Below are 18,051 nucleotides of genomic sequence, written 5' to 3'. Positions count from 1 at the left end.
GGTCATGGCGGAGGGAGCGGGATTCGAACCCGCGATACCATTTCTGGTATACACACTTTCCAGGCGTGCGCCTTCAACCACTCGGCCACCCCTCCATCAAGGCCGCGGAAAATACTCAACGGCGGGGGTGGATTCAAGTGCTTCGTTCACATCGGCTCCCGAGAAAGTGAAGAAGGGTCCGGTTGCGCCTCCCGGGGTGGCGGCGCATGTTCCGGCACGGCGTCAATAAGCGGTGAGGAACGGGTGGTCGTCCTGAGAGTGATCGGAGGGGTCCTGCTGCTGGCGGGGCTCGCGGCGTTGGGCTGGGATCTGTGGCAGTGGAGCGGGATGGCGGCAGCCGGCGGCGGCCTGCATCTCTCCGCCGCGGGCGAGCTGTGGTACCGGCTGCATCCCGGCAGCCTGAACCTGATGCAGGCGGTGGTGCAGCGCTATCTGGCGCCGGAGCTGTGGGATCCCGGGCTGCTGACCGTCCTGCTGTGGCCGGCGGCGCTGGTGCTGGCGGCTCCGGGACTGGTGCTGCTGGCGCTGGGGTCGATCAGGAGGTCCTGAGCCCGTCGAGCAACTCGCCGACGGTGCGGCACAACAGCGCGATGTCCTGGTCGCGGGACAGGCGGTGATCGCCGTCCTTCACCAGGGTGATCCTCACGTCGTCGCCGGCCAGCCGCTCCGCGATGCGCTGGCTGGTGCGCCAGGGCACGTCGGCGTCGCGCATGCCGTGGAGCAGGCGCACCGGGCAGGTCAGCGGGATGGTCCCGCGCAGCAGCAGGTGGTCCCGGCCGTCCTCGATCAGACGGCGGGTATAGGGATAGGGATCGCCGTAGTCGGAGGGCTTCAGCAAGGCGCCGGTCTCCATCAGCGTGGCGCGGTCGCCCTCGTCCAGGGTGGACCAGATCAGGTCCTCGGTGAAATCGGGCGCCGCGGCGATGCCGACCAGGCCCGCGACACGCTCCGGCCGGGCGAGCGCCGTCAGGAGCATCATCCAGCCGCCCATGGAGGAGCCGACGACGACCTGCGGCCCCTCCGTCAGCCGGTCGAACACGGCGAGCGCGTCACGCGACCACAGTCCGATCGAGCCTTCCTCGAACCGGCCGCTCGACGTGCCGTGGCCCTGGTAGTCGAACCGGACGAACGCCGTGCCGCGGCGGCTGCAGAGGCTTTCCAGGGCGACCGCCTTGGTGCCCGTCATGTCCGATTTGAATCCTCCCATGAAGATGACGCCGGGAGTGCTTCCTTCCGTGCGGCGATAGGCTATGGTGGCGCCTTCATGCGCCAGGGTATTTTCGGGCGAAGCGTTCAGATCGGTCATATCGAAAGAATCCATGAGCGGGGCACACGACTTTAACACGGCGGAGCCGCACGACAACTCCGGGCGGGAGGAAGCCGGGCGGGATGAGACCGGGAGGAATGAGGCGGGCCGCGCGCCGGGCCGGCCCGTCGTCCTCCAGGTCCTGCCGGCGCTCGTCACCGGCGGCGCGGAACGCGGCGCGATCGACGTGGCGGCGGCGCTGCACCAGGCCGGCGGCACGCCGCTGGTCGCATCGTCCGGCGGCCCCATGGCGCGCGAGTTGGAGCGCTGGCGGATCCCCCACTTCACGCTGCCGCTCGACAGCAAGAATCCCCTGACCCTGTGGCGCAACGTCGACCGGCTCAGCCGGATCATCCGCGAGCACAGGGTCGACATCGTCCACGCCCGCAGCCGGGCGCCGGCCTGGAGCGCCTTTGGCGCCGCGCGGCGGACCGGCGTGCCGTTCATGACGACCTTCCATGCCCCTTACAATTTCTCGGGCAAGTCGAAGCTGTTCTACAATTCGGTCATGGCGCGGGGCGATCGGGTGATCGCCATCTCGGAGTTCATCCGCGACCATATCCTGGCCAACTACCGGATCGACCCGGACCGCATCCGGGTGATCCACCGCGGCATCGACGCCGGCAGCTTCGCCCCCGACCGGGTCAGCCCCGAGCGGGTGATCCAGCTGGCCCGGGCGTGGCGGCTGCCCGACGGGCACCAGGTGATCATGCTGCCGGGCCGGCTGACCCGGTGGAAGGGCCAGACCGTGCTGATCGACGCGCTCGCCCGGCTGGGCCGCAAGGACGTGTGCTGCCTGATGGTCGGCTCCGACCAGGGCCGCGCCGGCTATCGCCAGGAGTTGGAGGAGCAGGTGCGCCGCCTGGGGCTGGAGGGCGTCGTCCGGCTGGTGGACCACTGCAACGACATGGCGGCCGCCTATATGCTGGCCGACGTGGTGGTCTCCGCGTCGAGCGATCCGGAGGCCTTCGGCCGTGTCATCGTCGAGGCCCAGGCCATGGGCCGGCCGGTGATCGTGACCAATCACGGTGCCGTACGCGAGACCGTGGTCGCGGGCGAGACCGCCTGGGTGGTTCCGCCCAACGACGCCGATGCCCTGGCGGAGGCGTTGGGCGAGGCGCTGGAGCTGGATGCGGACCAGCGGGCCGTGCTGGGCGAGCGCGCCATGGCTTATGTCAACAGCCGCTTCACCCGGGACCGCATGTGCCGGGACACTCTGGCGGTCTATGGCGAGCTGATGGCCGAACGGCCCGCGGCGGGCGGTGCGGGAGCGGGCGCGGGTTCCGGCGGGCCGCGCCAAGCTTGACTCGACCGGCAATGCGCATAGAGTGCGGCTTCTTCCTTGGGATGATTGTTTTTTGACGATGCAGACGGCTGAACAGATCCAGAAAGTCGCCGTCACCCTGCCGGACGGCAGCGTGCGCGACTACGATGCCTCGGTGACGGGCCGGCAGATTGCCGAATCCATCGGCAAGCGGCTGGCCAAGGACGCGCTTGCCGTCAAGGTCGATGGCACGATTCGCGACCTCACTACCCGCATCGATTCGGATGCCGCCGTCGAGATCGTCACCCGCGACCATCCGGATGTCCTCGGCCTGATCCGCCACGACGCCGCCCATGTGATGGCGGAAGCCGTCCAGACGCTGTATCCCGGAACGCAGGTCACGATCGGCCCGGCGATCGCCAACGGCTTCTACTACGACTTCGCGCGGGGGAGCCGTTCACGCCCGACGACCTGGAGAAGATCGAGGCGAAGATGCGCGAGATCGTCGCGCGCGACGCTCCCTTCACCTGCGAGGCGTGGGACCGGGACGAGGCGATCCGCTTCTTCGAGGAGCGGGGCGAGAAGTACAAGGCCGAGATCATCCGCGACCTTCCCGAGACGGAGACCATCACGGTCTACCGCCAGGGCGAGTGGCTGGACCTGTGCCGCGGACCGCATATGCCGTCCACCGGCCGGCTCGGCCAGGGCTTCAAGCTGATGAAGGTGGCGGGCGCCTACTGGCGCGGCGACCACCGCAACGAGATGCTCCAGCGGATCTACGGGACGGCTTGGCGCGACGAGAAGGAGCTGAAGGCACACCTGCACCAGCTGGAGGAGGCGGAGAAGCGCGACCACCGGCGGCTCGGCCGGGAGATGGACCTGTTCCACCTCCAGGAGGAGGCGGTCGGCAGCGTCTTCTGGCACGACAAGGGCTATACCCTGTGGCGTACGCTGGAGAACTATGTCCGGTCGCGGCTGCAACGGTCCGGCTATGTCGAGGTCAAGACGCCGCAGCTGATCGACCGGGCGCTCTGGGTGGCCTCGGGCCACTGGGAGAAGTTCCGGGAGGCGATGTTCACCGCCAACGCCGACGACGAGAAGGTGCTGGCACTGAAGCCGATGAACTGCCCGGCCCATGTCCAGATCTACAAGCAGGGGATCACCAGCTACCGCGACCTGCCGCTCCGCATGGCCGAGTTCGGCTCGTGCCACCGCAACGAGCCGTCGGGCAGCCTGCACGGCATCATGCGGGTGCGCGCCTTCACCCAGGACGACGCGCATATCTTCTGCACGCCGGAGCAGATCACGTCGGAGAGCATCGCGTTCTGCGACCTGCTGCTGAGCGTCTACAAGGACCTGGGCTTCACCGACGTGTCGGTGAAGTTCTCCGACCGTCCGGAAACCCGCGCCGGCACCGACGAGGTGTGGGACCGGGCCGAGGCCGCGCTGCGCGAGGCGATCGAGGCCGCGGGCCTGCCCTATACCATGAACCCCGGCGAGGGCGCCTTCTACGGCCCGAAGCTGGAGTTCGTGCTGCGCGACGCGATCGGCCGCGACTGGCAGTGCGGCACCCTCCAGGTCGATTTCGTCCTGCCGGAGCGGCTGGATGCGGAATATGTCGGCGAGGACGGCCAGCGGCACCGGCCGGTCATGCTCCACCGGGCCATCCTGGGCTCGATGGAACGCTTCATCGGCATGCTGATCGAGCACTATGCCGGCAAGTTCCCGCTCTGGCTGGCGCCGCTCCAGGCGGTGGTCGCGACCATCACCAACGAGGCGGACGGTTATGCCGCCGAGGTGGCGAACGAGCTTCGGCGGGCCGGAGTCAGGGTCGAGCTTGACACCCGGAACGAAAAGATCAACTTCAAGGTCCGCGAACACAGCCTCGCGAAGGTGCCGCTGATGGTGGTGGTGGGCAAGCGCGAGGCCGAGGAGCGGACTGTGGCATTACGCCGTCTGGGCGGCAAGGATCAGGAAGTTCTTGCTCTCGACGCCGCTGTCAATACAATTGTGGCCGAAGCGAGGTCGCCCCTTGGCAATCTCGCGCCGGAATCACCATTCTAATCCTGGAGTGATTCAGGTCGGGTCGTTCGCGGCCTGGGATGATTACAATTCCGGTCGCCTGGGTCCCGGCGGGTTCTGAGCCCCCGACCGGGACAGGATGGAAACACCAGGCGCCGGTTCCAACGAGGGAGACTATTCCATAGCCAGACCAAATGCCGACTCCACACCGTCCCGTGATGGGCCGCGGGTCAATCGGGAAATCAATGTCCGCTCCGTCCGCCTGGTGGATGCCGCCGGCGAAATGGTCGGAGTCGTTTCGATCCGCGACGCGCTGATCGCCGCGGAGGAAGCAGGGCTCGACCTCGTCGAGGTCTCCCCGAATGCGGATCCGCCGGTGTGCAAGATCCTCGACTATGGCAAGTTCAAGTACGAGGCGCAGAAACGGGCCAACGAGGCGCGCAAGAAGCAGAAGATCATCGAAGTTAAGGAAATCAAGATGCGTCCTAACATCGATGACAACGACTATGACGTCAAAATGCGCAGCGCCCGTCGGTTCCTTGAGGAAGGCGACAAGGTGAAGGTCACCATGCGCTTCCGCGGCCGTGAGATGGCTCACCAGGACCTTGGCATGAACGTGCTGGTCAAGGTGCGCGACGATCTCCAGGAAATGGCCAAGGTCGAGCAGATGCCCAAGCTGGAAGGTCGCCAGATGATCATGGTCCTGGCTCCCAAATGACGCGTTGACCGGATAGGGCCTGGGCAGATCAGCTCCCTCAGGCCGCAACGCAAGAAAGCCCGCCGTTCGGCGGGCTTTCACGTTTTCCGGGGTAGGGCCGGACGTTTTCAGCCGGTCAGTTGGGCTTGCCGTCGTTCATGTCGTCGCGCACTTCCCGGCTCTTGTCCTGGATGGCGTTGCCGACATTCTCCATCGCCTCGCCGGTCTGCTTGGTTGCGTTGCTGACGCTGTTGTCGATCGACTCCCCGGCACGCTCCGCCGGGCCCTCGTTGTCGCAAGCCGCGAGCATGGGAACGCCCAGGACCAGGAAGGCACCCAGGGCGACGCGTCGAAGACCCGAACCGGTCAGGGAAAACATAAAGCAACCTTTCAAATTGTCTGCGTTGCTTCATGAACACGTGGGGGGTGCAATTGTTCCGGGGGCCGGCCATCACCTATTCGGCGGACTGACGATCAAGCCGCTCCAGGATCGAAAGAGCCTGGGCGGTATCTCCTTCGGCTGCCATCGATCTGAAACGGCGTTCCGCGTCCCAGGCCGCCAGCGCCTGGACGCTCATCTCCTCGATCAAGCCGTTCACGCTGAGTCCACGGCTGCGGGCAAGCGCCTCCAGCCGTTCGGCGGTGTCGTCGGTCAATCGGATCGTCAGCGTGCTCATGGCAAAAGCTCCAGGCATTCGGCCGGCGTCATTACACGAAGATGCTCCTTAGACTAGAGTCACAGGACGTTATCGAAAGCCAGTCGATGGCGTCCGCCGCAGAGCTCTGCAAGCGTCGCCTTGGCCCCATTTCGGCCTCTGTGCGATCTGCATGCTCAAGCAGGCATGTTCACCAATTCCCTCCGCTGCTGTATAGCGTCTCTCCATGATCACGGATATCCAGGCCTGCTATTTCGCCCATGAATTGACCCGGCTGCGCGCCGCCGACGGCGTCGGCCGGCTGGCCCAGTCCCTTTTCGATGCCCATGTCGATCTCAACCCCCACCAGATCGATGCGGCGCTTTTCGCGCTGCGGTCTCCGGCCGCCAAAGGCGTCCTGCTGGCCGACGAGGTTGGTTTGGGCAAGACCATCGAAGCGGGCGTCCTCCTCTGCCAGTTCTGGGCGGAGAGGCGGCGCCGGCTGCTGGTGGTATGTCCGGCTTCCCTTCGCAAGCAATGGGCTTCCGAGTTGGAGGAGAAGTTCGGCCTGCCGACCCGGGTAATGGATGCCCGCTCCCATGCGAGGGCGCAGCAGGCGACGAACGCCGACCCACTGGGACATGCCGATGCGGTCATCATCGTCTCGTACAATTTCGCGGCCAAGATCCACGAATCGCTTTACCGAATTCCCTGGGACCTCGCAGTGATTGATGAGGCTCATAAACTGCGTAATGTCTACAAGAGCGGAAACGTCATCGGCCAGCGCATCAGGCAGGCCCTGACGATGCGCCGTAAAGTTCTGCTGACGGCGACTCCGCTTCAGAACTCCCTGATAGAGCTTTATGGGCTGAGCACGCTGATCGACGAACACCTGTTCGGCGACGCCGCCAGCTTCCGCTCACAATTCATGGGTAAGGACTCGGACCTGGAGATCCTGCGCGGCCGGCTGATGTCGTTTTGCAAGCGGACCCTGCGCTCGGAAGTCCAGGAATACATCAGGTTCACGGATCGTCAGGCCCTGACGATTCCCTTCATGCCGTCTGACGCCGAGCAGACCCTGTATGAGAGCGTCTCCCGCTTCCTGTTGCGCGAGACTTCCTTCGCCGTCCCCGCCGCGCAGAGGCAACTGACGACCTTGGTGCTTTACAAGCTTCTGGCGTCGTCGTCCCGTGCCATCGCGAGTACCCTTGATACCCTGCGGGAACGGCTGCGGGCGAGGCGCCCATCGGACCAGGACCTTCTGGACGTTCTCGCCGACAGCGAAGACATTGATCCGGACTATTTGGACCAAACCCCGGACCCGCCGGATGAGGATTCGCCGTCCGGCACGGCCGCTCCAGATGGGCGGCAGCTCGAGGCGGAAATCATGGTTCTGGACGAGTTGGCGTCGCTGGCCCGCTCGATCGACCGCGACAGCAAGGCGGATGCCCTTCTGAAGGCGCTGGAGATCGGGTTCCGTCAGATGGCGAAGTTAGGCGCCAAGCGCAAGGCGCTTATCTTCACGGAGTCGCGCCGCACCCAGGAGTTCCTCCGCGCCATCCTGAGCGAGGCTGGCTTCTCAGGCCGAGTCGTCATGTTCAACGGCAACAATGCCGATCCTGAATCCCAAGCCCTGCTCAGCGACTGGATGCGCCGCAACCGGGAGACCGGACGGGTGACCGGCTCGCACCCGGTGGACATGCGGATGGCGTTGGTCGAGGCGTTCCGCGACGAGGCGGAGATCATGATCGCTACCGAGGCGGCGGCGGAAGGCGTGAACCTTCAGTTCTGTTCCCTGGTCATCAACTATGACCTGCCCTGGAACCCCCAGCGGATCGAGCAGCGGATCGGCCGCTGCCACCGCTACGGCCAGCAGCACGATGTCGTGGTGATCAACTTCCTCAATCAGCGCAACGCCGCCGACCGGCGGGTGCTGGAGCTTCTGGAAGAGAAGTTCAAGCTGTTCAAGGGCGTGTTCGGCGCGTCGGACGAAGTGCTCGGCTCCATCGAGTCGGGCATCGATTTCGAAAAGCGCATCCTGCGCATCCATCAGGAGTGCCGGACCGAAGCGGAGATCGACTCGGCTTTCGCGAAGCTGCGGGCGGAGATGGACGAGGCGATCCGGGCGCGCGTCAGCGACACCCGGTTGAACCTGCTGGCCCATTTCGACGAGGATGTCCACAATCGATTGCGCCTGAGCCTGGACGACGCCCGGATCCATCTCGACCGCACCGCGCGGCTGTTCTGGAAGCTGACGCGCCACATGCTCGTGGGGCGGGCCGAGTTCGAGGACTCCCGCACCGTCTTCCGGCTGGCCGATTCGCCGGTGCCGGAAGCCCGGCCGGGCTCCTACCACCTGATGACCAGGGATCAGGGAGCGGAAGCATCCGGCATTCCCTTCCGGCTGAATCATCCTTTGGGAGCCTGGATCCTGGAGCAGGGGCGCGCCCTGCCCGTGACCGACGGGGCCAAGGTCACCTTTCACCTTTCCGACCATCCCGCGCGGATTTCCGTCCTTGAGCCCCTGATGCGCCGGAAGGGATGGCTGTCGCTGCACAAGCTGACGCTGGACAGCTTCGAGCGGGAGGAGTTCCTGGTCTTCGGCGCGATCGACGACAAGCAGCGTCCTTTGGACCAGGAAATGTGCGAGAAGCTGTTGCTGTGCGATGCCACATGGTCCGGGCAGGCTCCGCCCATGCATGAGGTCATCCGGCATATCTTCGAGGAGACGGAACGGAAAGCCCTGGACACCGTGGCGGAAGAGGCCGCTGCCCGCAACCGCAGGCATTTCGACGAACAGCGGTCCCGTCTTGAAGCCTGGGCCGACGACAAGCTGCACGCGGCGGAGAAGGAGTTGGCCGACGTGAAGAATCAGGTCAAGGCCCTGACCCGCCAAGCTCGCCAGACGACAGCCCCGACGGAGCAGATGGAGATCCAGAACCGTATTCAGGAGCTTGAGCGAAGCAAGCGCCGCTTACGGCAACGCATCTTCGACGTGGAGGATGAGATCATCGCCGAGCGCGACCGCCTGATCGCCGCGCTGGAAGTTCAGATACGTCGGCAGGTGACGGAGGAGCGGCTGTTCACGATCCAGTGGGAGATAAGGTGAATGAGATTGAGTCCAAACCTGATAGCTTGCATCAACGAAAGCCCGTTACCATATCTTATGCGGTAACTTAATCTATCGCGAGTGCGTACAGAACGTGTAGCTGAATTAATTGTAAGGCATGTTTCATTTCGATAATCCCGCTCCGGAAAGGTAAAATATGTCTAAGAGATTTGTGATCACCTTCCACAATCCAGTCGAGTATATTAGGGATAATGAAGTATTAAGCGAGGTGACTGAACTGGGATTAGAACAGATGTCCAGCAGCAATATGTCCATGGCAGAAGCCCTAAGAGGGATTGGCGAACCGAAACCGATGCCGAGTCCACCAAGGACAACTCTGAAGTTAGAGGCAAGTGACGGAGTGACTCTCGCTCAAGTTCAAACCTTCGTATGGATGTCTCTCGATCTTTCCAAAGGAAGTGCCATCATAACGCAGTTGGACGCCGACGACGATCAGCTTCCAAATGCTTATGCATGGCCGGCCGAGGATACCCCCGAGGCTCGTGAGTCGCCGGAATGGCTGACGCTGTTCCCATAGGCCAAGCCGTACGCTTCCCTGGATCGAAGAGCCATGCTATCCAGCGAGTCCGCCTTGCGCGGACCCGTTTCGGTTCAGCAGAGTACTAGTCCGACATGAGCCTCGCCGTCAGTGACGCCGCCCTTCGCCAGTCCAAGCGCCTGAAGCAGTTGCGGGACAAGCTGGACGAGCTGTTCCAGCTTGACCGGGGCGACCTGGATTTCGGCATCTATCGGATCATCAACCTCCGGCGCGAAGAGGTGCGCGGCTTTTTGGCGAATGACCTGCTGCCGCAGGTACGCGACGCGCTCAGCCAGTACCAGCCCGCCGACAAGGCGGAACTGCAACGCCAACTCGACCAAGCCATCGCCGGGGCCCTGGAGCACGGGATCGATCCGAACCAGTCGCCGCGCGTGAGGGACCTGCGGACGAAGCTGGCGGAGGCTCCCGATCTGGGCGCGCTGGAGGAGGCGGTCTACGGCCATCTGCACAGCTTCTTCAGCCGCTACTACAAGGACGGCGATTTCCTGTCGCTCCGCCGCTACAAGGAAGGGGTCTACGCCATCCCCTACGAGGGGGAGGAGGTGAAGCTCCACTGGGCGAATCACGATCAGTACTACGTCAAGTCGGCGGAAAATCTCCGGACCTATGCTTTCCGTACCGGGGACGGGCGGCGGGTTCGGTTCGAACTGGCTTTGGCGGGCACGGAACAAGACAACGTCAAGGCGCCGACCGGCAGGGAGCGGCGATTCCACCTGCACGTGGCCGCGCCGATCCAGGAAAGGGCGGACGAGGACGTCCCGACACTGACGATTCTGTTCGAGTACCGACCGGACGACCAGGACCGCAAGCAGGAAGAGCTTTCCGCCGACGCCATCGCCACGCTGCACGCGCGGGAGGATATCGAAGGCTGGCGGGCGGCCCTGTTCGCCCCGGCGCCGACGGAGGCCAATGCCGGCCGGACGCTGTTGGGCAAGCATCTGGCGGAATACACCGCACGCTGGACCTTTGACTATTTCATCCACAAGGACCTGGGAGGCTTCCTGCGCCGGGAGCTTGACTTCTACATCAAGAATGAAGTCCTTTACCTGGACGACATCGATCAGGCGACGGCCCCAGTGGCGGAACAGCAGCTCAGCGCCATCAGGGCCATCCGGCGGGTGGCGCACAAGATCATCGATTTCCTGATGCACATCGAAGACGCGCAGAAAGTCCTGTGGTTGAAAAAGAAGTTCGTCCTCGAAACTCAGTGGTGTATCACCCTGGACCGCATCTTCGCGGTCCGCGAAAATGCTAAAAGCGAAAAGGAACGCGCGGAGATCGACGGCCTGCTGGCAGACATCGCCGGCAACAACAACCAGCGGAAAGATTGGGTGAAGCTGTTCGCCATCGACAGGATTGCCGATGCTCCGGCGGGCACCGTGGCCTATGCCGTACCGCTAACGGTGGAGTTCCTGTGCGCTAACCCCTTTCTGGTGCTGGATACCAAATGGTTCCCGGAAGAGACCTTTCCGGGGTTCAAGGATCGACTGCTGGGGCTATTCGATGATCTGGACGAGCAGACCGACGGGCTACTGGTCCATGGGGAGAATTTCGGGGCGCTGAATTTGCTTCTGGAAAGATATAGAAATAAAATTCAATCAATATACGCTGATCCGCCGTATAACACTGATGCGGAGCCAATAAATTATAAGAATGGTTACAAATCATCTTCTTGGATTTCAATGCTTAGGGATAGAGTAGCTCTGTCAAAGTTAATGCTTTCCCAAGACGGTATTGCATGTATTACAATAGACGATTTCCAGTATAAGGAATTAGCTTTCCTGTGTTCCGAGATTTTCTCTAGTGGTCGAGTGGCTGCTACTGTACCTATTCGATCGAATCCATCTGGACGACCAACTCCAACCGGGTTTGGTCAAGCACACGAGTATGCGATTTTCCTACAGAACTCAGACTCTGCGCCTGTTGGCAAGTTAACTCGAAGTGTGGAGCAGTCGCGCCGCTACAAAGAGCAGGATGAAGATGGTAAAGCGTACATGTGGGAGTTGTTTAGGAAGAGAGGATCTGGATCTGAACGGCATGACCGGCCAACGTTGTTCTATCCCATTTATGCAAAAGGAGAATCCGTCAGAATTCCGGCTATGGAATGGAGTTCAGTTAAGCGCGAATGGAAGATTCTGGAGGAGCCAGATGCCGATGAAGTTGTAATTCTACCGATAGATGAAAATGGGGTGGAAAGGCGATGGAGGGGGAAACCAGCATCGGTTGTGGATGATCCAGATCGCTACTTAGCAAAGACCGGTCCAGGAGGAATTAATACTGTCTACTATAAGTATTCGCCTGGACAAGAGATTATACCTCCTACCCTTTGGATTGACGCAAAGTATTCTGCAACCGAGCATGGAACCGCGCCATTAAGAGAAATGTTTCGTGAGTACAACGTATTCTCCTATCCTAAATCTGTCTTTGCAGTGGAAGACTGCCTTCAAGTGTCAGGCATGAAAAATGATAATAGCTATTGCCTTGATTTTTTTGGTGGCTCCGGTACAACCGGACAGGTGATTATCAATATGAATCGCAAGGATGGCGGGTCAAGAAAGTTTGTTTTGGTCGAAGTTGAAAAACATTTCGATTATGTGCTCAAACCTCGGATATGCAAGGCAGTTTATTCTTCGAACTGGAAGGGGGGAGTTCCGCTGTCCAGCGATGGAATTTCACATATTATTAAATACATTCGCCTTGAATCTTATGAAGACACCCTAGACAACCTCGAAGTCCAACGTTCGCCGGAGCGCCAGGGCCTGTTCGACCGGCAGCCGGCAATGCGGGAAGGCTATATGCTGCGCTATTTGCTCGATACGCAGCGCGGCGATATCGCCGGTAGCCCGTCGCTGCTGAACATCGACGCATTCGCCGAGCCGTTTCGCCACACCCTGCGCATCACCCGCGACGACGAGACGCGGGAGCTGGCAGTCGATCTGCCGGAAACCTTCAACTATCTTCTCGGGCTGAAGGTGACCGCGCGCCAGCGCGTGCGCGGCGTACTCTCCATCTTCGGCACCTTGCCCGACGGCGGCAAGGTTCTGATTCTCTGGCGCTCGCTATCGGAGGTATCGAACGCTGACCTGGACGAGTGGTTCCGCAGATCGCACTACTCCACGCTCGACTTGGAGTTCCACACCATCTGGGTCAACGGCGACAACAACCTGGAAAACCTTCGGCGTCCCGGCATTGCGGAGGGAGGGCAGGAGGACAACGGCGCGCTTTGGAAAGTCCGCCTGATCGAACGGGATTTCAAACGCCTGATGTTCGACACGCGAAGCTTGTAGAAAGCCAAGTGGATGTACTTTTGTGATTGCGCCAACCCGCTTGAGCCAATCGAACGCGCTTCAGCTGGCTTTCTTCTCCTTTGTACTGGACGAGCATGGTGTCGAGGTAGAGCAGGGAACCGACCTGAACGACCTGACGGAAATCGCGGCATTGGAATAAGCCTTGAAGCAGGATCCCCGGATGGATGATCTTTATCTCGATCGTTCCAGCAACCTCGAACATTCGAACCGGTAGGTGTAATATAATGGTTGGGTCAACAAGCTCTTCTAGTCCATTAGGGGTAATTTCGAGCCTATTTCTGGAGAATTTCACCGTATTTGCAAGATTCGATGAGAAATTCTCACCGGGGATTAATGTCATTGCTGGTGAAAACAGTACCGGCAAAAGCCATCTGATCAAGCTCTGCTATGCTGCGACCAAGGCTATTTATCCCGACAGCCTTCCAGGGGTGCCTGAATGCAGTGTTTCCGAACATGATTTTCCCGACTTAATTGCTGATAAATTGCGTAGCGTTTTTCGCTGCGCGACGCTTGGCGCATTGGTAAGGGGTGGGGAGACGAAAGCGGTTGTCACCATCAGCTATGCAACTGGGAGAACGTTGAGCTTCTCTTTTACTCACAGCAGTAAAAAAGTAAGGATAAATCAATCCCCGGGCGTAGTTGAAGGTGCGCAACGCAGTCCCATTTGCATTCCGATTCTGGATGTATTCGGGATGTACCCGGACCTACAGCCGATCTACCGCGCTTACCCGATGTCGATGGACGCCTCTGCCGCCGATCTTGCCGAAACCAGTGTCCAGCGGGCTGATCCAAAGCAACTTGCCAGCGATCCATTTGCTGCAGAGGGTGTGGACAAAGTACTGGCGCAGTTAGCTCAAACAATGGGTGCCATTAATTTCAAAAGAGGTGAAATTCCGCAGATCGGTGGACGGCCGATCACGCTTGCCGCAGATGGCTATCGCAAGTTAGCTACCATATGGCATTTGTTAAGTAACGGACTGCTACATCCTGGTTGCAGCTTATTCTGGGATGAGCCGGATGCGCATCTAAATCCTAAGCTTCAGCAGTTGTTGGCCGACGCGGTAACTGCAGTGGCAGGTTTAGGCGTACAAATTGTTATGGCAAGCCATAGTCTATTCTTCATGAGACAGTTGCACCTTAGCACTGCTAGGCGCGATGAGATCATAGACCAAAGGTATTTATCGCTTTCTCCGAGTGAGAGTGGAGTGATAGCGCAGGCCGGAGGTAATCTTGATGAGATTCCTACTTTGGCCTCTCTTGATGCTGTATTGCAGCAAGACGAAGAAATGACTAAATTATTCTTTGAGGGTATGCAAAAATGAAAAAAATCATAGAAAAAGACTTGGAGGTTTCACTGCCTGATGAATGGCTTCCCGTCAAGATGGATGCTGAACAAAGCTTTTTCAAGAAACTCATCAATCGAATTCCAAATCAGAAAGTTGTCGATATAGTCGCTATCTATGAAACTGGCATTTTAATGATAGAGTTGTCAGATCTTCGGAAGGCACGAAACGACGATAAGCTGAAATTGAGATCTAACCAGATGGAAGCTCTAGAATTTGCTCACAAAGTATTCGATACGACGGCCTCCCTGTATGCAGCGCACCGCTTCTCGGATGATTCATGTGCCCATTTGACAAAGGTTGTCTTTGGTACGCCGGATAACATTCCCTTGGTTGCAATTCTCGTCTTTGTCGATCATCCTGACCGTGTTGGCAGCAATTTGTTTCAGAAAGTCCACAGCGATATGTCATTGCGGGCGACCCAACTCCTATCTGGTCTGAAGTTGAAGTGCATGGTGGTTCGGCCAGATCAGATTCCCACTACGGCAGGATGGTCGGTCTGCGACGCGGCCAGCGCCAGTAGTGCTCAATCGGAATTGCAGCCGTCCGAGAGTACCTGAAACATGCCTCCCCGCGCCAAAACCGCCCGCACGGCCTCAGCCGCCGCTTCCCTGGTGCCGTTTTCCCATAAGCTGGTGCTCAACCGGTTGATGCTGGAGATGTTGGGTTTCCGCCGCTTCCGTGACATTTCCGAACGGCTGGCATTGGCCGAGGAGGGGGCGACGGAAGACAATGTCTCCCGTCTGCACCACGCGCTGGTGGCCGCTCTGCCGGGCAAGGCCGTCTTGGATGCCGGAACCCTTCTGGCCTATGACCGCAACATCGTGCGCCACACGGCCGCGATCCACGGCCGGCGCGAGCGGCCCGTCACATGGAAGTATTTCCAGTATCTAGCCCTGCTGTTCACCGAAATCTATCTCGACAATTACTTGAAGAACCCCGATGGCTGGCTGACGGTGCTGAACCGCTATCTGGACGTTTTCAACCGGGGTGTCGGCGCAGGTGACCGCCTATCGCCCTGGACGGCCGACGATCTGCGGAAGCTAGCTTTCTGGAACGCCACCGGGTCCGGCAAGACCTTGTTGATGCATGTCAACATCCTTCAGTTCCGGCACTACCTCGACCGTCACAACAGGAGCCGCGATTTCAACCGGGTTATCCTGGTCACGCCGAACGAGGGCCTGTCGCGCCAGCACCTTCAGGAGTTCCGGCTGTCCCGCATGGAAGCGGACCTGTTCACGAAGGACGGCGCGAGCCTGTTCACCGGCAAGGCGATCGAGATCATCGAGATCGGTAAGTTGCGGGAAGACGGCAAGGAGAAAACGGTTTCGGTCGACGCCTTCGAGAGCAACAACCTGGTTCTAGTCGATGAGGGACATCAGGGCGCCGGCGGTGACCAGTGGCGGGAAATGCGTCGGCGCCTAGCGGCAGACGGCTTCACCTTCGAGTATTCCGCAACGTTCGGGCAGGCGGTGAAATCCGCTACGGGGACCCGCCAGAGGGACCTGACCGACGAGTACGGCAAGGCGATCCTATTCGACTATTCCTACCGGTTCTTCTACGAGGACGGTTACGGCAAGGATTTCCGAGTCCTCAACCTCGCCGATGACAGGAACGAGGAGACTCGGACGCTGTATCTGACAGCCTGCCTCCTCGCCTTCTACCAGCAGGCGAAGGTTTACGGCGAACAGCGTGTGGCGCTGAAGCCCTTCCTCATCGAACGCCCCTTGTGGATCTTCGTCGGCGGCAGCGTCAATGCCGTTCGGACGCAGCAGGGGCGCAAAGTTTCGGACGTCGTGGACATACTCCTGTTCCTTGCCCGCTTCGTCAGCGACCGCGACAAGGCAACCAATATCCGGCGAATCGGGCGGCTGATCTCCGGCAGTCCCGGCCTGCTCGATGCTACCGGGCGGGAGGTCTTCGCGAACGCCTTTCCGTTCCTCGCGGACCATCTGTTCACGCCGGAAGCGGTCTATCAGGATGTCTTGCGGGTCGTCTTCAACGCGGAACGCCAAGCCTCATTGCATGTCGAGGAACTTAAGGGCAGCGATGGGGAACTGGCGCTGAGGCTAGGGGATTACGATCCGTTCGGCGTCATCAATGTCGGCGATGCAGCGCAACTCGCCAAGCTCTGCCGGGAACATCCGGAACTGACGGTCGAGGACAGGCCCTTCACGGGTTCGCTTTTCCAAGGGCTCAACAATCAGGATACTACGGTCAACCTGTTGATCGGGTCCCGCAAGTTCACGGAGGGCTGGAGCAGTTGGCGGGTCAGCACCCTCGGGCTGATGAACTTCGCCAAAGGGGAAGGTCCGGGGGCCATCCAGTTGTTCGGCCGCGGCGTCCGGCTGAAGGGGTTCGACCATGGGCTGAAGCGGCATACCGCTCCGGGAATGGGGCTGCCGTACAACGCTTACCTGGGGACTCTGGAGACTCTGAACATCTTCGGCATCCGCGCCGACTACATGAAGCAGTTTCAGGAGTATCTGGCGGCGGAAGGGGTCGGGGAGGGGGAGGAGCCGTTCGAGATCCTGCTCCCCGTCGTTGCCAAACTCCCGGAAAAGCCGCTCAAGCTGATCGGTTTGCCGGCCGGCATCGATTTCAAGCGCGATCCCCGCGCCGCGCATCCTCGGCTGGGGCCGCCGCCGGCCGGCTTCCTGCCGCGCAACCGGGTTTCGCTCAACTGGTATCCGCGCCTTCAGGCGGAACGGAGTCGAGGGCTATCGGAGGTCGAACGGAACGGCGATCTCAGGACCGGCGTGCTGACCGGCGATCATCTGGCGCTGTTGGATGTCGAGGCACTGTACTTCGAGTTGCAGCAGTTCAAGGCCGAGCGATCCTGGTTCAACTTCGACATGGCGGCTGCCGACATCCTGCCGCTGTTGGAGAATCCCAACTGGTATACGCTCTATATCCCTCCGGACCGGCTTGCGTTCGATCAGATGGAGCGTGTTCACGAGTGGCAGGAAATCGCGGGAACGCTGCTGAAACTGTATTGCGAAAGGCTGTATGGCTTCCGGAAGGCGGAGTTCGAGGCTCCCTTCGTCGAGCTGCGCACATTGCAACCCGATGATCCCAACTTCCTTGTGGCTCATAAAATCATCGTGGATCGGACCGAAACCGCCCTGATCTCCATGCTGCGCCAGACCCGGGAAGCCATCGACCGGGGCGTCCTGCGGGACGTGGAGATGGGTGTATTGGGCACGGTGTGCTTCGACCGCCATCTCTATCAACCGCTGCTCTATGCCGGTGCCGTGGTGCAGGTGCAACCCGTTCCCCTGAACGAGGGTGAACGGGATTTCGTGACCGATCTACGGGAATACCATCGCACGCACCCGAAGGAATTCGCCGATGCCGAACTGTACCTTCTCAGGAACCGCAGTCGTGGTCGCGGTGTGTCGTTCCTGATCGCCGACAATTTCTATCCGGACTTCATTCTGTGGCTGGTGACCAGGAATACCCAGTACGTCAGCTTCATCGATCCCAAAGGCATTCGCAACCTTCGCGGGGAAACCGATCCGAAAATTCAATTGTACCAGCGGATCAAGGTTCTGGAGCGACACCTGGGTGACCCGTCCGTCGTGCTGAATTCGTTTATCCTTTCCACGACCGCGATCGAGGATGTGGACTGGTGGGCGGGCGGAACTGCACTAGCAGACCTGGAACAGAAGAACGTCATTTTCCAGAGCAAGGCGGATATCGGCTACATCGGAAAGCTGATCGAGAAGATCACCGTGCCGCAGCACGCACCGTAACCACTGCAATGCCCTTCGACAGAAAGAAGGCCGGGGAGTACGTTCCCCGGCCT

12 protein-coding genes, 1 tRNA gene and 1 pseudogene are annotated in these 18,051 nt (G+C 60.5%); 10 read left to right on the top strand and 4 right to left on the bottom strand.

Annotated elements, in window-relative coordinates:
- Window positions 1-5: 5 nt before the first annotated feature.
- Window positions 6-95, bottom strand: a tRNA-Ser gene (locus DPR14_RS24230).
- A 148-nt stretch (window positions 96-243) separates the two neighbouring features.
- Here DPR14_RS24230 and DPR14_RS24225 point away from each other — a divergent pair.
- Window positions 244-549, top strand: a complete 306-nt coding sequence (locus DPR14_RS24225) for a hypothetical protein (protein WP_158047434.1) — start codon at window positions 244-246, stop codon at window positions 547-549.
- On the opposite strand, the gene DPR14_RS24220 is transcribed toward DPR14_RS24225, so the two are convergent.
- Complete coding sequence (locus tag DPR14_RS24220; RefSeq protein ID WP_158047433.1) at window positions 536-1,306, bottom strand: alpha/beta hydrolase; 771 nt, start codon at window positions 1,304-1,306, stop codon at window positions 536-538. The genes DPR14_RS24225 and DPR14_RS24220 overlap by 14 nt on opposite strands.
- A gap of 13 nt (window positions 1,307-1,319) precedes the next feature.
- Here DPR14_RS24220 and DPR14_RS24215 point away from each other — a divergent pair, with 13 nt between their 5' ends.
- From DPR14_RS24215 to infC, 3 genes and pseudogenes are all read left to right on the top strand, one after another.
- Window positions 1,320-2,612, top strand: coding sequence for a glycosyltransferase family 4 protein (locus DPR14_RS24215; protein ID WP_158047432.1), 1,293 nt, complete (start codon window positions 1,320-1,322; stop codon window positions 2,610-2,612).
- A gap of 58 nt (window positions 2,613-2,670) precedes the next feature.
- A pseudogene (gene thrS, locus DPR14_RS24210) lies at window positions 2,671-4,634 on the top strand (threonine--tRNA ligase).
- Between the two features lie 97 nt (window positions 4,635-4,731).
- The gene (gene infC / locus DPR14_RS24205) at window positions 4,732-5,310 is read left to right on the top strand and encodes a translation initiation factor IF-3 (protein WP_158047431.1); all 579 of its coding nucleotides are present in this window, start codon (window positions 4,732-4,734) and stop codon (window positions 5,308-5,310) included.
- 115 nt (window positions 5,311-5,425) lie between these two features.
- Here infC and DPR14_RS24200 read toward each other — a convergent pair whose 3' ends face one another.
- Window positions 5,426-5,668 carry a hypothetical protein gene (locus DPR14_RS24200; RefSeq protein WP_158047430.1) on the bottom strand — a complete coding sequence of 81 codons (243 nt, stop codon included), beginning with the start codon at window positions 5,666-5,668 and terminating at the stop codon, window positions 5,426-5,428.
- Window positions 5,669-5,744: 76 nt separating this feature from the next.
- Window positions 5,745-5,966 (bottom strand): ribbon-helix-helix domain-containing protein, encoded by a 222-nt coding sequence (locus tag DPR14_RS24195; protein ID WP_158047429.1) that lies wholly within the window; start codon window positions 5,964-5,966, stop codon window positions 5,745-5,747.
- Window positions 5,967-6,171: 205 nt separating this feature from the next.
- On the opposite strand from DPR14_RS24195, the gene DPR14_RS24190 reads away from it, so the two are divergent.
- From DPR14_RS24190 to DPR14_RS24165, 6 genes are all read left to right on the top strand, one after another.
- Window positions 6,172-9,033 carry an SNF2-related protein gene (locus DPR14_RS24190; RefSeq protein ID WP_158047428.1) on the top strand — a complete coding sequence of 954 codons (2,862 nt, stop codon included), beginning with the start codon at window positions 6,172-6,174 and terminating at the stop codon, window positions 9,031-9,033.
- A 157-nt stretch (window positions 9,034-9,190) separates the two neighbouring features.
- Window positions 9,191-9,571 (top strand): hypothetical protein, encoded by a 381-nt coding sequence (locus DPR14_RS24185; RefSeq protein ID WP_158047427.1) that lies wholly within the window; start codon window positions 9,191-9,193, stop codon window positions 9,569-9,571.
- A gap of 95 nt (window positions 9,572-9,666) precedes the next feature.
- Window positions 9,667-12,879, top strand: coding sequence for a site-specific DNA-methyltransferase (locus DPR14_RS24180; RefSeq protein WP_158047426.1), 3,213 nt, complete (start codon window positions 9,667-9,669; stop codon window positions 12,877-12,879).
- Between the two features lie 185 nt (window positions 12,880-13,064).
- Entirely contained in the window at window positions 13,065-14,222 is a 1,158-nt protein-coding gene (locus tag DPR14_RS24175) for an AAA family ATPase (RefSeq protein WP_158047425.1), read from the top strand.
- Window positions 14,219-14,803, top strand: coding sequence for a PDDEXK family nuclease (locus DPR14_RS24170; RefSeq protein WP_158047424.1), 585 nt, complete (start codon window positions 14,219-14,221; stop codon window positions 14,801-14,803). Before DPR14_RS24175 ends, DPR14_RS24170 begins: the two co-directional genes overlap by 4 nt.
- Window positions 14,804-14,806: 3 nt before the next feature.
- Window positions 14,807-17,998, top strand: coding sequence for a DEAD/DEAH box helicase family protein (locus tag DPR14_RS24165; RefSeq protein ID WP_158047423.1), 3,192 nt, complete (start codon window positions 14,807-14,809; stop codon window positions 17,996-17,998).
- Window positions 17,999-18,051 lie beyond the last annotated feature (53 nt).

The sequence above is a fragment of the Skermanella pratensis genome, assembly GCF_008843145.1.
GTDB lineage: Bacteria > Pseudomonadota > Alphaproteobacteria > Azospirillales > Azospirillaceae > Skermanella > Skermanella pratensis.
Note: the sequence above shows the minus strand (reverse complement) of the source record. Positions and strands in the feature narration are given on the sequence as shown.